This window comes from Caballeronia sp. M1242, assembly GCF_017220215.1.
Lineage (GTDB): Bacteria > Pseudomonadota > Gammaproteobacteria > Burkholderiales > Burkholderiaceae > Caballeronia.
Genome location: NZ_CP071131.1, coordinates 372,924 through 387,545 on the forward strand (window position 1 = coordinate 372,924; position 14,622 = coordinate 387,545).

The 14,622-nt window shown below is 63.1% G+C and carries 11 protein-coding genes; 7 read left to right on the top strand and 4 right to left on the bottom strand.

Annotated features, from left to right (window positions below):
* Window positions 1-78: 78 nt before the first annotated feature.
* The 7 genes from JYK05_RS21160 to JYK05_RS21190 all read left to right on the top strand — a co-directional run bounded on the left by JYK05_RS21160 (window position 79) and on the right by JYK05_RS21190 (window position 9,096).
* Window positions 79-1,878, top strand: a complete 1,800-nt coding sequence (locus JYK05_RS21160) for a thiamine pyrophosphate-requiring protein (protein ID WP_206470444.1) — start codon at window positions 79-81, stop codon at window positions 1,876-1,878.
* Between the two features lie 13 nt (window positions 1,879-1,891).
* Window positions 1,892-2,998, top strand: a complete 1,107-nt coding sequence (locus tag JYK05_RS21165) for an enolase C-terminal domain-like protein (RefSeq protein ID WP_206470445.1) — start codon at window positions 1,892-1,894, stop codon at window positions 2,996-2,998.
* 22 nt (window positions 2,999-3,020) lie between these two features.
* Complete coding sequence (locus JYK05_RS21170) at window positions 3,021-3,935, top strand: hypothetical protein (RefSeq protein ID WP_175943474.1); 915 nt, start codon at window positions 3,021-3,023, stop codon at window positions 3,933-3,935.
* On the top strand, window positions 3,932-4,579 hold the full coding sequence (locus JYK05_RS21175; protein ID WP_175943476.1) for a gluconate 2-dehydrogenase subunit 3 family protein: 648 nt from the start codon (window positions 3,932-3,934) through the stop codon (window positions 4,577-4,579). The genes JYK05_RS21170 and JYK05_RS21175 overlap by 4 nt, the downstream gene beginning before the upstream one ends.
* Complete coding sequence (locus JYK05_RS21180) at window positions 4,548-6,224, top strand: GMC family oxidoreductase (RefSeq protein ID WP_175943478.1); 1,677 nt, start codon at window positions 4,548-4,550, stop codon at window positions 6,222-6,224. Before JYK05_RS21175 ends, JYK05_RS21180 begins: the two co-directional genes overlap by 32 nt.
* Before the next feature lie 6 nt (window positions 6,225-6,230).
* Window positions 6,231-6,722, top strand: coding sequence for a DUF421 domain-containing protein (locus JYK05_RS21185; RefSeq protein WP_175943480.1), 492 nt, complete (start codon window positions 6,231-6,233; stop codon window positions 6,720-6,722).
* Between the two features lie 94 nt (window positions 6,723-6,816).
* Complete coding sequence (locus tag JYK05_RS21190; RefSeq protein ID WP_175943482.1) at window positions 6,817-9,096, top strand: FdhF/YdeP family oxidoreductase; 2,280 nt, start codon at window positions 6,817-6,819, stop codon at window positions 9,094-9,096.
* Between the two features lie 68 nt (window positions 9,097-9,164).
* Here the strand turns inward: JYK05_RS21190 and JYK05_RS21195 are convergent, their stop codons facing one another.
* The 4 genes from JYK05_RS21195 to coxB all read right to left on the bottom strand — a co-directional run bounded on the left by JYK05_RS21195 (window position 9,165) and on the right by coxB (window position 14,613).
* Window positions 9,165-10,373 (bottom strand): cytochrome c, encoded by a 1,209-nt coding sequence (locus JYK05_RS21195; protein ID WP_371826474.1) that lies wholly within the window; start codon window positions 10,371-10,373, stop codon window positions 9,165-9,167.
* 127 nt (window positions 10,374-10,500) lie between these two features.
* Window positions 10,501-10,968, bottom strand: a complete 468-nt coding sequence (locus tag JYK05_RS21200) for a hypothetical protein (protein ID WP_175943486.1) — start codon at window positions 10,966-10,968, stop codon at window positions 10,501-10,503.
* Window positions 10,968-13,568, bottom strand: coding sequence for a cytochrome c oxidase subunit I (gene ctaD, locus JYK05_RS21205; RefSeq protein ID WP_206470447.1), 2,601 nt, complete (start codon window positions 13,566-13,568; stop codon window positions 10,968-10,970). Before ctaD ends, JYK05_RS21200 begins: the two co-directional genes overlap by 1 nt.
* A gap of 10 nt (window positions 13,569-13,578) precedes the next feature.
* The gene (gene coxB, locus JYK05_RS21210; RefSeq protein ID WP_371826475.1) at window positions 13,579-14,613 is read right to left on the bottom strand and encodes a cytochrome c oxidase subunit II; all 1,035 of its coding nucleotides are present in this window, start codon (window positions 14,611-14,613) and stop codon (window positions 13,579-13,581) included.
* Window positions 14,614-14,622: the final 9 nt, after the last annotated feature.

Consider the following 14,622-nt stretch of genomic DNA (forward strand, 5'->3'; position numbering starts at 1 on the left):
AACCCTGTCACCGCGTCATCGCACCGGCGAATCTCGACGTAAGGTGACACCGATCGCATCCTTTTCCCGGAGAATCAAATGACGAGCCCGACGGTGGGTGACTTCCTTGTCGACCGCCTCTACGCCTGGGGCGTGCGCCGCATATACGGCTATCCCGGCGACGGCATCAACGGCGTATTCGGCGCGCTGAACCGCGCCAACGGAAAGATCGAATTCATTCAGGCGCGCCACGAGGAAATGGCCGCCTTCATGGCCTCCGCGCACGCGAAGTTCACGGGCGAACTCGGCGTGTGCATCGCGACTTCGGGACCGGGCGCCTCGCACCTGCTCACCGGTCTCTATGATGCCCGCATGGATCACATGCCCGTGCTCGCCATTTGCGGGCAACAGGCGCGCGCTTCGCTCGGCGGTCACTATCAACAAGAGCTCGATTTGTCCGCGATGTTCAAGGACGTCGCGGGCGCCTTCGTGCAGCAGGCGAGCGTGCCCTCGCAAATCCGACATCTCGTCGATCGCGCGATTCGCACCGCGCTCGGCGAACGCAGGGTGACCGCGCTTATTCTGCCGAACGATTTGCAAGACCTCGATTACGAACCGCCCGGCCGCAAGCACGGCACGGTGCATTCGGGCGTCGGCTATCGCGCGCCGAAGACGGTGCCTTACGCCGACGATCTGCAACGCGCCGCCGATGTCCTCAACGCGGGCAAGAAGGTCGCGATCCTTGTCGGCGCAGGCGCGCTGCAAGCCACGGACGAAGTCATCGCCGTCGCCGAAAAGCTCGGCGCGGGGGTTGCGAAGGCGCTGCTCGGCAAGGCCGCGCTGCCCGACGATCTTCCCTTCGTGACCGGCTCCATCGGTCTGCTCGGCACGGAGCCGAGCTACAAGATGATGACCGAATGCGACACGCTGCTCATGATTGGCTCGGGCTTTCCGTACTCGGAGTTCCTGCCGAAGGAAGGCGCGGCGCGCGGCGTGCAGATCGACCTGAAGGCGGACATGCTTTCCATCCGCTATCCGATGGAAGTCAATCTCGTCGGCGATAGCGCCGAAACGCTGCGCGCGCTCTTGCCCATGCTGCAACAGAAGGCGGATCGCGCATGGCGCGAAGGCATCGAAGGCTGGATGGCCGATTGGTGGAAAAAGCTCGAAAAGCGCGCGCTGGAGCCGGCGACGACAGGCGTGAATCCGCAGCGCACGGTGTGGGAACTGTCGCCGCGCGTGCCGGCCAACGCCATCGTCACAAGTGATTCGGGGTCCTGTGCAAATTGGTATGCGCGCGATTTGAAGGTCAAGCGCGGCATGATGTGCTCGCTGTCTGGCGGCCTCGCTTCGATGGGCGCGGCGGTGCCGTATGCGATCGCGGCGAAGTTCGCGCATCCGGAGCGGCCCGTGATCGCGCTCGTCGGCGATGGCGCCATGCAGATGAACAACATGGCCGAGCTCATCACGGTCGCGAAGTACTGGAAGCAGTGGTCCGATCCGCGCTGGATCTGCATGGTGCTCAACAACGAAGACCTGAATCAGGTCACGTGGGAACAACGCGTGATGAACGGCGACCCGAAGTTCGAAGCATCGCAGAACATTCCGTCCGTGCCCTATCACCGCTTCGCGGAGTTGATCGGCTTGCGCGGCTTTTATGTGGACGACGCCGAGCGCATGGCCGCCGTGTGGGACGACGCACTGGCATCGGACCGGCCTGTCGTGATCGAAGTGAAGGCGGACCCGAACATCGCGCCGCTGCCGCCGCACATCACGCTGCAACAGGCGAAGGCATTCGCCACGACGCTCTTCGAAGGCGATCCGAACGAACGCAGCATCATCGTCGATACGGCGAAGCAGGTGTTGGGCGCGGTGCTGCCGGGGCACAAGGACGAGTAGACGGGGCCGCGCCATGCATCTCACCAAACGCGAAGCGCCGATCGAAGCCGTTCGAGCACGCGCCTATACGATCCCGACCGATCGTCCTGAAGCAGACGGCACCTATGCGTGGAACTCGACGACGCTCGTCGTCGCCGAGGTCAGCGCTGCGGGCAAGACGGGCATCGGCTACACGTATAACGATGCGAGCGCGGCGAAGCTGGCAGAAGCGACGCTCGCGCCGACGCTCATCGGCGAAGACGCGTGGAATGTCGATGCGCTCTGGTTGCGCATGCAGCAGCGCGTGCGCAACATCGGGCGTTCGGGGCTCGCGGCCAGCGCCATCTCCGCGCTGGACTGCGCGCTTTGGGATGTGAAGGCGCGCCTGCTCGACATGCCGCTCGCGCGTTTGCTCGGGGCCATGCGCGATCGCGTTCCCATCTACGGCAGCGGCGGGTTCACGACCTACACGGACGATGAGATTCGCGGGCAACTCGGCGGCTGGGTGCACGAAGACGGATGCCGCTGGGTGAAGATCAAGATCGGCACGGAGCCTTCGCGCGACCCGCATCGCGTGGCGGTGGCACGTGAAGCCATCGGAGATGCAGCGGGCCTTTTCGTCGATGCGAACGGCGCATTCGATCGCAAGCAGGCGCTTTTCTTTGCCGAGCAGTTCGCGCAATACGGCGTGGAATGGTTCGAAGAGCCGGTGTCATCGGACGATATCACGGGCCTCGCGTTGCTGAGAGACGCGCTTCCCGCGCACATGGAACTGGCTGCGGGCGAATACGGCTACACGCTCGACGACTTCCGCGCGCTGCTCGCGCAACACGCCGTCGATGTGCTGCAAGCCGATCTCACGCGCTGCGGGGGCGTCACGGGCTTCTTGCGCGTGGCCGCGCTATGCGATGCCTTTCATGTGCCGCTGTCCGCGCATTGCGCGCCCGCGCTGCATCTGCACGCGGCCTGCGCCGCGCCGCGCTTGCGGCATCAGGAATGGTTTCACGATCACGTTCGCATCGAGTCGATGCTGTTCGACGGCGCGCCGCGCGCCCACGAAGGCGCCATTGCGCCGGACTGGTCGCGGCCGGGCTGCGGGCTCGATTTCAGGCATGCGGACGCGCACCGGTATGCGGTTTAGAACGAACGGCATTCGACATCAAATGACGCAAACCAGAATGATCGACATCGCCATCGGCTGCGGCGTCGCGGCGGCGGGACTTGCCATCGCGCGGCTCGGCGGTCGCGAAATGCATCGCTCGAAAAAGCAGACGCACATCGACACGGCGCGCACGTTCAACCATAGCTCGGCGCTGCTCGCCCTTTCCGTCCTCGCGGATAGCGCGATGGAGCACTATCGCGGCTCCTTCGACAACCCGGCCATGTACACGCCGCTCGTCGTCTCGACGCTTTCGCTGCTCGCCGGACTGCACGGTGGATCCGACCGCGAGCCAGCACGGCATCCCGTGCGCGATTCGGTGTATATCGGCGCGGCGCTCGCGGGCATCGCGGGGACCGGGTTCCATCTGTACAACATCACGAAGCGTCCCGGCGGATGGAGCTGGCACAACCTCTTCTATGCCGCGCCCATCGGCGCGCCCACGGCGCTTCTGCTTTCCGGCGCGCTCGGCGCGGTGTCCGAACGATTGCGCGACGAGCCCGCGCACGAGCCGCGTCTTTTCGGCATGCCGGCCGGACAGGCGCTCGCGCTCGTCACGAGCGCGGGGCTCGTCGGCACGCTCGGCGAAGTCGCGCTGCTGCATTTTCGCGGCTCGTTCCAGAACCCGGTCATGTATGCGCCGATCGTCATTCCGCCGGTCGCCTCCGCCCTGCTTCTCAATACCGCGCTCGCCGCGCCGCGCGAACGCCCGCTCACGCGGCTATGGCTGCGCATCACGACGGCGCTCGGCTTCATCGGCGTCGGCTTTCATGCACGCGGCGTCGCGCGCAATCGCGGCGGCTGGCGCAACTGGAGTCAGAACCTGTTCAACGGGCCGCCGCTGCCCGCGCCGCCGAGTTTCTCCGCGCTCGCGCTCGCGGGGCTCGCCGCGCTTCGACTGCGGGAGACCGAAAAATGACCACGCTGCCCCGCTATCCCGCCTACGACGTGATGAACAAGCGCGACACGCCCTCGTGGGACGACGTGACGCGCCAGGTCATCGACAAGCGGCTCGCCACGCCGCACGGCCCGCGATTCTTCGATGCCGTCGAATGGCGCGCGCTCTGTGCGTTGTGCGCGTGCATCGTGCCGCAGGACCGCGAGCGGCCCGCTGTGCCGGTGGCTTCGCTCGTCGATGCGCGCTTGGCCGAGAACACCGGCGACGGCTATCGCGACGCGCGCCTGCCGCCGATGCGCGATGCCTGGCGCATCGGCCTGCATGCGCTCGATGCCGAAAGCCGCGCGCGCCATGAACTGCCGTTCGCGAGCATCGACGATGACGCGCAACACGCGCTGATCGACGACATGCAGCACGGCAAGCTCGACCGCGCCGAGTGGCAAGGCATGCCGCCCGCTGTCTTCTTCGCGGATCGCGTGCTGCACGACATCTGCGGGATGTATTACGCGCATCCGCACGCATGGAGCGAGATCGGCTTCGGCGGGCCGGCCAATCCACGCGGCTACGTGCGCATGGTGGCCAACCGCCGCGATCCGTGGGAAGCCGCCGAAGCAAAGCCCGGCCACGAAGACGATGCACGCAAGGAGAACGCCCGTGTCCGCTGAATCGCCGAAGGACGCCGAGCACTTTCCGCGCGGCAAAAACGGGCGCGCGCCCGACGTATTCCACTCCGGCGCATGGGTTCCGATGCGCGAATATCCGCAAGACGAAGCGGTCGATTTCGCGATCGTCGGCACGGGCGCGGGCGGCGGCACGCTCGCATGTCGTCTCGCGGAGAAAGGCTTCAAAGTAGTCGCGTTCGATGCCGGCGCGTGGTGGCGTCCGCTCGAAGAATTCGCATCCGACGAGACGCATCAGGGCAAGCTCTTCTGGACCGACGACCGCATCTGCGACGGCGAAAACCCGCTCAAGCTCGGCAACAACAACAGCGGCAAGGCGGTTGGCGGCAGCACCGTCCACTTCGCCATGGTGTCGCTGCGCTTTCGGCCGGAGTGGTTCAAGTCGCGCACGCTGCTCGGCTACGGCGCGGACTGGCCGGTGGACTGGCGCGAGATGTGGCACTACTACGCGCAGGTGGAAGACGCGCTGAAGATCGCGGGACCGGTGAACTATCCGTGGGGACCGAAACGTCCGCGCTATCCGTATCGGCCGCACGAACTGAACGCAGCCGGGCTCGTGCTCGCGCGCGGCTGCGAGGCGCTCGGCATCGACTGGTCGCCTACGCCGCTCGCCACCGTGTCCGCGCCGCGCGGCGAGGCGCATCCGTGCGTGTATCGCGGCTTCTGCGTGTCGGGTTGCGCCACCAACGCGAAGCAGAGCGCGCTCGTCACGTGGATACCGCGGGCCGTGCGCGCAGGCGCGGAGATTCGCGACCTCGCGATGGTCGGGCGTATCGTGATGGGCGACGACGGACGCGCGACCGGCGTCGAATACATGCGCGAAGGACAATGGCAGTTCCAGCGCGCGCGCAACGTCGTGGTGGCGGGCTATGCGATCGAAACGCCGCGCCTGCTCTTGATGTCCGCCACGGACCGTTATCCCGATGGTCTCGCGAACAGCTCCGGCCTCGTCGGCAAGAACCTCATGGTGCAGATGAATCAGGCCGTCTGGGGAACGATGGAAGAAGAAGTGCGCTGGTACAAGGGCCCGCCTTCGCTTGCGCTCACCGAGCACTGGAATTACGAGGACAAGGGCAAGGACTTTTTCGGCGGCTATTGCTACATGAGTCAGGGCCCGTTGCCCGTCGCGTGGGCGTCGGTGCAGAACGGGCGTGGGCTCTGGGGCCAACAGTTGCTCGACGAAATGCAGAAGTACAACCATCAAGCGGGGTTGAAGATCGTCGGCGAGACCATGCCGCAAGAGCGCAACCGCGTGACGCTCGCCGATGAAAAAGACCAGTACGGTTTGCCGGTCGCGCGCGTGACCTATTCGCTGTGCGATAACGACAAGCGCCTCGTCGCGCATTCGCTCGACTTCATGAGTGTCGCGCTCGAAGCGGCCGGCGCGCGCGATGTCTGGCGCGAAACGGACGACACGTGCCATCTGAACGGCACCGCGCGCATGGGCAACGATCCCGCGACGAGCGTCGTCAACGCGGACTGCCGAAGCTGGGACATCGACAATCTCTGGATATGCGACGGCTCGGTGTTTCCGACAGTCGGCGGCGTGAACCCGTCGTTGACGATACAGGCCATCGCCATGCGCACCGCCGACAGGATCGAGGCGCTTGCGGCACGCGGCGAACTGTAGACGACAATGGATCTGCTCAAGGACATCTTCGGCACGCAGGGACACGTCACGGTGCTACAGGAATGCGCCCGGGCGGCGATCGTGTTTTGCTGGGGATTGTTTCTCGTGCGAGTCGCCGGGCGCAGAATCTTCGGACGATGGGCGGCGCTCGACATCGTGGTGGCGATCATCGTCGGGTCCAACTTGAGCCGGGCCGTCACCGGAAACGCGCCGCTCACCGGCACGCTCGTCGCAACGGCGTTCATGATCGCGGCGCACTGGGTGGTCGCCCATCTTGCCTCGCGCTACCGGCTGTGGACGTTCATTGCGGAGGGCAGTCCCATTACGTTGTTCTGGCAGGGCAAGCCATGCGAAAAAGCACTCATGCGATACGGCGTGTCCGAGAATGACATCAACGAGGCGCTGAGCGAGAACGGCGTCGACGACGTGAAAGACGTGCAGAAAATCACGCTCGAACCCAGCGGAAAGATCAGCGTGTCGAAGCAGAAAACGAAGTAGTAGAAGACGAATGCGAACGGCTTGCGCGGACCGCGATGCGGAACGACGCTTGCTTATGTCACGACGTGATATTGGTCCCCCCAGGAGCGCGCAGATGAGCAAAGAAGCCAAGAACCCATCGTATCCTTTCGCTTCTGGCGGGTGGGGATCGATGAAAGCGGTCGCCACGATCCTCATGCAGGAGAAAGTGCCGATCAAGGACAGCGCGATCCTGCTCAAGCAGAACAAGCCCGACGGCTTCATGTGCGTGAGCTGCTCATGGGCGAAGCCCGCGGATCCGCATACGTTCGAATTCTGCGAAAGCGGCGCGAAGGCCACTGCCTGGGATACGACCGCCAAGCGAATGACGCCCGAGTTCTTCGAACTGCACACCGTTAAGCAATTGCTCAACTGGCACGATCACGATCTCGAAGAAGCAGGACGTCTGACCGCGCCCATGCGCTACGACGCAGCCACGGACAAGTACACGGAAGTCACCTGGCAGCAGGCGTTCGACGAGATCGGCAAGGAGCTGAACGCGCTGGACCCGGAGACCGTCGTCTTCTACGCGTCAGGGCGCGCCTCGCTCGAAACTGCATACATGTACCAGCTTTTCGCGCGCATGTACGGCTGCAACAATTTGCCGGATAGCTCGAACATGTGTCACGAGAGTTCGAGCGTCGGTCTGAAGGAAGCGATCGGTGTCGGCGTCGGGACCATCACGCTCGAAGACTTCGAGAAGACGGATCTCATGTTCTTCTTCGGCCAGAACGTCGGCACGAATAGCCCGCGCATGCTGCACCAGTTGCAGGACGCGCGCAAACGCGGCGTGCCGATCATCACGTTCAATCCGCTTCGCGAGCCGGGTCTCGTCTCCTTCGCGAATCCTCAGTCGCCCGTGGAGATGCTGACGCCCAAGGAAACGCAGATCAGCACGCAATATCATCAGTTGAAGACCGGCGGCGATACGGCTGCCATTCTCGGCATCTGCAAGGCAGTGATCGAGGCCGATGACCGCGCACAGGCCGAAGGCACGGAACGCGTGCTCGATGTCGCGTTCATCGAGGAACACACGACCGGCTTCGAAGAATTCGCGGCCTGCGCGCGTCAGACCGAATGGAGCGAAATCGAACGAATCAGCGGACTGCCGCGCTCCGCGCTGCTCGAAGCGGCCAATGAGTACATGAAAGCGAAGGCCGTGATGGCGCACTACGGCATGGGCCTCACGCAGCACAGGCTCGGCGTGCAGAACGTACGCATGCTATGCAACCTCCTCTTTCTGCGCGGCAACGTCGGTAAGCCGGGTGCTGGGCCTTCGCCGATACGCGGCCACTCCAACGTGCAGGGGCAGCGTACGGTCGGCATCACGGAGAAGCCTGAACTTGCGCCGCTCGATCAGCTCGCGAAGCAGTTCTCGTTCGAGCCGCCGCGAAAGAAAGGCATGAATACCGTCGAAGCATTCGAGGCGATGGTGAAGGGCAAAGTGAAGGCGGTCTTCAATCTCGGCGGCAATCTCGTGCGTTCGGTGCCGGACCGGTTGCAGACGGAGCCCGCGTGGTCGAACCTGCGCCTCACGATCAACGTGGCCACGAAGCTCAACCGCAGTCACCTCGTGCATGGCGAGATATCGTATGTGCTGCCGTGCCTGAGCCGTATCGAGTTTCATCGCACGCGACTGGGCGATCAGGCGGTCTCGATGGAAGACAGCACGGGCTGCATGCACGGCTCGAAGGGCGTGACCGAACCGGCAAGCGAGAAAGCGCGAGCCGAGCAATTCATCGTCGCGGGCATCGCGAAGGCGACGCTCGGCTCGCGTTCGACAGTCGATTGGGACGCGTGGAGCGACGACTATTCGCTCGTCCGAAACGAGATTGCGACGACGTATCCCGAGACGTTCCATGACTTCAACGAACGCATGTGGGAGCCGGGCGGCTTTCATCGGCCGCTACCCGCTTGCGAACGCGTGTGGCAAACGAAGTCGGGCAAAGCGGAATTCATGACGCCGAACTCGCTCGTCGAGGACCCTGACATGCCCGAGAAGGCGCCGGAGGCATTGCGGCTCATGACCTTGCGCAGCGACAGCCAGTTCAACACGACCATCTATAACCTCGACGACCGGTTCAGAGGCGTGAAGGATTCCCGCATGGTTATCCTGATGAACGAGGCCGACATCACGAAGCATCATCTGAAGGAAGGCCAGGAAATCACCTTGCAGACCATTGCAGACGACGGCATCGACCGCCGGCTGTCGGGGCTGAAGATCAAGGCGTATGCGATTCCCGAAGGCTGCATCGGCGGCTATTACCCGGAATGCAATGTGTTGCTGCCGCTCTGGCATTACGCCGAGGAAAGCAAGGTGCCGGGCGCGAAGTCGATTCCGGTGCGTATTGTTTGAATCAGGTTTGATTCAGGCGTCGCTGATCTGAGCGGCCCGCGTGCGTCACCGCGCACGCAGGCCGCTTCTCATTGATGGATCTTCGAGCGAAGGCGCTCGACCTCGCGGTCCGAGACCGGCGCCGCGTGATTGCCCCATGTCCCACGAACGAAGCTGACGACCTGAGCGATCTGAGCGCTCGTCAGTTGGCCATGAAAGCCCGGCATCTTTTGCGGCGCAGGCCCTGTGTCCGTCTCCGGGCTCTTGCTGCCCTCGATCACGATGCGCATGACCGATGTCGGATCTTCCGCCAGCACGAGCGGGTTGCCGGCGAGCGCTGCCACCTTGCCCGGCTGACCTTTGCCGTCCGCCTGATGACAGCGCGCGCAGAACGATAGATAGACGCCCGCGCCCGGACGCTCCGCTTCGCCGGTCTGAATGCTGCGCGCCGTCTGTACCTTCGCATGCTCGTTGTTGGCGTAACTGCCGTAGGTCTGCTGAGGAGGCAGTGACTTCAGATAAGTTGCGATCGCATGCAGGTCGGCATCGGTCATGTACTGCGTGCTGTCCCCGATGACCGGCGCCATGGCCCCGAAAGCAATCGCGCCTGCGCCGTGACCTGTACGCAGGAAATCGACGATGTCCTGCGCAGTCCAGCGCCCTAATCCGCTGCCCGGATCGCCGGTTAGGTTGGGTGCAAGCCAGTGATCGTTGACGCCGCTCGTGAGATACCACGGCGACTTCTCACTGTAGCCGAGCTCGTTATAAGCAGGACCGCGCGGCGTATGGCACGCGCCGCAATGCCCCAATCCCTGCACCAGGTACGCGCCGCGATTCCATTGTGCGCTGCGCTTCGGATCGGGCTCGTACTGGTCGCGATTCCCAAATGCCCAGCTCCAGAACAACATGCCCCATCGCTGATTGAACGGAAAAGGCAGATGCGTTTCCGGCGCGCGCTTCGCGCTCGGCTTCACGCCGTGCATCAGATAAGCATAGAGCGCGGTCACGTCGTCATCCGTCATGTTGGCGAGCGACGGATACGGCATGGCCGGATAAAGCCGCTTGCCGTCGCGGCGCTTTCCATAGCGAATCGCGTCCGAGAACTCCTTCAACGTATAGCGTCCGATACCGAAGACCGGGTCCGGCGTGATGTTGCTCGAATAGATCGGGCCGAAGGGAGAGTTCACCGGCATGCCCCCTGCAAGCGGCGTGTGATCGGCCGCGTCGTGACACGCGCTGCAATCGCCCGCTTTCGCGAGATATTCGCCGCGAGCGATCAATTGCGGCGAGCTGGTCATCGGCGACTGCGCCGTGACGTTGTCGGGAAGATTGTCGTTCGCCCGGCCACTGCATGCGCCCAGGGTGGCGAGCACGACTGACATCAGTGCAGCGGCGATGTGATTTTTCAAACTCGTCGCGTTCATTTCAATGCCATTGATTGCAGGAATCGAGGAACACTTCGGCCAGAATGGTGAAGACCAGCGCGAGGACGAAGAGACAGCCGATCAACGCACTGCACAGCGCAATGAAGCGCTTGCGGGCCAACTGTTCTTCGAAGCGCGAAGGCTTATCCGACGAAGAAGCGCTCGCTTTGGCCTGCTGCTCTTTCTTCTGCAAGAAGCGAAAGCCGTAGACCGCCATGCTCGCGCAGACAAGCGACACGATCACAGCCGCAGCCGAGGTACCGTACAGCCACGCATGAAAATGCCTGAAAACCGGCTCCGCACGGCGAATCGACTCGGCATAGCAGGCCTGCGCCGAGATCGTCTCGGAGATCATCACCTGCAGCAGCCACGCGCCTGGCGAGAGGAAAAAGCCCGCGCACGCGCAGACGACGAGACGTCGCTTTTCTTCTTTCGTGAGATGCTGCTCGGGCAGCGCGGACGTTTGCATCAGTGACCCCGCATCCAGAAAGGCGTCACGTAGAGCGACGTGAAGATGAAGAGCCACACTACGTCGACGAAGTGCCAGTACAGGCCGCCGATACGCATCGGTGCATTGCGTTCCTCGTCGAAATAGCCGAGCGCGATCCACACGGCAAGCAACACGAGAATCACGATGCCGACCATGACGTGCGCCATGTGAAAGCCGGTGATCGTGAAATACAGCGAGCCATAGAGATGCGCCGTGATGCCGTAGGGATGGTCGTGCCATTCCTTCAACTGCATGCCGGAGAACACGCAGCCGAGGGCAATGGCGCCGAGCATCCACGCGAATGCCGGCCAGCGCTTGCCCTTCTTCAGCGTTCGCTCCGACATCCACGCCAGCACGCTACTCATGATAAGCACGCCGGTACTCATTGCGCCGGTGCCGATCTTCGGCATGCCCTCGGGCGGCCACGGCAACGTGGTTTGCGACTGCGAATAGAAATAGCAGAAGATGAGATAGCCGAAGAGACTCGCTTCGGTGGCGACCAGCGCGAGCACGCCCCACCATCCGCCCGAATGCTCGCCCGTGCTTCCGACTGGCAGCACGTCCTTCTTTTTCGCGGCCTGCGCCGGAATGGTTTCTTCGGGCGTAGGCGGTTCACGTTGCCCGAGCGAGCGGCGCGGCCACATCCACGCCACCAGTGTCGCACCGCACCCCGCGACCATGAGAGCAGTGAACCACGGCGAGCGCAGCAGCAGCGCGGCGAAACAGAGCGCAGCGAAAAGAGCCAGCAGGAATGGCGACCATGCGTCCTCCGGCATCTTGAGTATCGCGTCGGGCTTGCCGTTGAACGGATGCACGCCGAGCGCCTCGCGTCCCTGATGCAGCAGATAACCGGACTTCAGGCTCGACTGCCGCCCTTTGGGTTGCAAGCGATCTTCCCACATAGGATGCCGCGACTCGACAATCGGCAGCACCGCGAAGTTGTAGGCCGCGGGCGGCGAGTCAGTCGACCATTCGAGGCCCGGCGCATCCCAGGGGTTCTGCGGCGCCTTCTTTCCTCGCTTCGCCGAGACGAGTGCATTGACTAAAAAGATGCCGATGCCAATTGCGAAGATGAACGAGCCGATCGTCGTAATGAGATTGGAGGTATCCCATCCCATGCCTTCCGGATACGTATAGATGCGTCGCGGCATGCCGAGCAGCCCCGATATATGCATCGGGAAGAAGCCGACATTGAAGCCGACGAGAATGATCCAGAACGCGATCTTGCCCCACCGCTCGCTCATCAGACGCCCGGTGAATTTCGGAAACCAATAAGTAATGCCGCCGAATACCGGGAATACGTTGATGCCGAGCAGCACGTAATGAAGATGCGCGACGACGAAGTAAGTGTCAGTGAGTTGCCAGTCGAGCGGCACCGCTGCGGTCATCACGCCCGAGACGCCGCCTATCACGAACATCAGCACGAAGCTCGCGAAATAGAGGAACGGCGTGGAGAACACGGGGCGCCCCGTCCAGATCGTCGCGATCCACGCGAAGACGGCGACCGCGCTCGGAATCGTAATGAGCACGCTCGCTGCGCCGAAAAAGGCGAGCGCAAGCGGCGGAATGCCGGTCGCGAACATGTGATGAATCCAGACTTCGAATCCGATGATCATCGTCGCGACCGTCGACATGGCTACTGCCGCGTAACCGACGAGCGGACGCCGACAAAACGTGGGCAATGCATCCGAGACGATGCCCATCGCAGGCAGCACCACGACATACACCCACGGATGCGCGAACATCCAGAAAAGGTGCTGCCAGAGCAGCGGCCTGCCGTCGCTCGCGACGTCGAAGAAATGCGTGCCGATGTTGCGGTCCATCCATAACAGAAAGAACGCGAGACTCACGGACGGCACGGCAAAGAGGTTCGCGAAGGAAATGGTCAGCGTGCCCCATACGATGATCGGCAGCCGGTCCACCGACATGCCCACCGCGCGCATGCGAAAGAGCGTGACCACGAAATTCACGGCGCCAACGGTCGTCGAAATGCCGAGCAACACCATGCCGAGCGAATAGACGTCGATGTTTATTCCACGGCTGTATTCGAGCGACGAAAGCGGCACATAGTTGAACCAGCCCGCATTCGGCGCTTCGCCGAGCGGAAAGCTGCAATACAGAAAAATGCCGGCAAAAAGAAAGATCCAATACGAAAGCGCGTTCAGACGCGGGAACGCCATGTCGCGCGAGCCCAGCATGAGCGGCCAAAGAAAATTCGCGAAGCCGCTCAGCACCGGCAGCGCGTAGAGAAAGATCATCGTGATGCCGTGCATCGTGAACAGCTCCGCGAACTGTCCCGGCGTGACGAGCGTCTCGTTCGGCCGCGCGAGTTGCAAGCGCATGATGAGCGCCTCGACGCCGCCCAACAGCAGAAACACGAACGCGGTCACGATATAGCGCAGGCCGATCTTCTTGTGATCGACTGTCGTGATGAAGCCGCGCCATCCCGATTCGCCTTCCCATAGATCGAGCAGCCGCTTCTCGGCTTCCGATCCTTTCGGGACGCTGCCGAACTCCGGCTCGCGTCTGAACGCGACGCGGTGCGAGTGCCCGGCGCTTCGATCCCCTGTCACGGCCATCGTCTTGTCCTTACCTGAGAGTAGCGAGGTATGCCGACAGCTCGCCTGATTCAACGGGCGAAAGCTTCATGTCGGGCATGAGCGTGCCGGGCTTGATTTCCTGCGCATGCTGAATCCAGTCCATCAGATTCTCCGGCGTATTGACGACCGTGCCCGCCGCCAATAGCCGGCGCGACAGCACATGCGTGAGATCGGGCGCCTGCACGCCGGCCGCGTTGCTTCCACGCACCGCGTGGCAGCCCGCGCAGCGTTCCTCGAAGAGCTTCCTGCCGTGCACGGCCTGCGTCGTGGCCGGCGCGGCTACCGTGCGCTGCTGCGCGGCGTACCATCGGTCATAGTCGGCTTGCGGCTGCGCATAGACTTCGAATGCCATGTGAGCATGTTGCACGCCGCAGTACTGCGTGCACTGGCCGCGAAAAATGCCGGGCTTGTCGGCCTGTATCCACTGACGGTTGGTGTTGCCGGGTATGGTCTGCGTCTTGCCGGACAATTGCGGCACCCAGAACGCATGAATGACGTCTGCACTCTTTAGCAGCACGAGCACCGGCACGCCCACCGGAATATGCAGTTCGTTGGCGGTCGTGAAGGCGCTCGGGCCCTGTCCGTAGTCCACTTTCCACCACCAGTCGTAGGCGGTGACCGTGACAGTAAGAGCCGGCGTTCTGGGCGGATCGGCGACCTCGGCCAGCACCGTCAGCATGTAGATGGCGATGCCGAACAACGCCACAGTCGATATGGCCGTGCCGACATAGATAAAACTCAGGCCGCCACCCTTGCCGAGCGCACGGTGATCTTCTTTCTTGCGATGACGGAAGGTCGCTATCAGCAGCATCACCGCGATGATGATGCAGACAAGACTGCATATGGCCGTCAGCACCCAGTCCAGATGCAGGACGGGATGCGCCGCCGGTCCCCTGCTGTGGAGGAAATAGGCAAGCGGCGTCGGTCCGCTCGTGAGTGAATCGGATGTGTCGGGCGCTGCCTCGTTCGCAGATGCCGTGATCTGACGAAGCGAGACCGCGAGCGCCAGCCCCGTTCGCAAGATAGATACGAA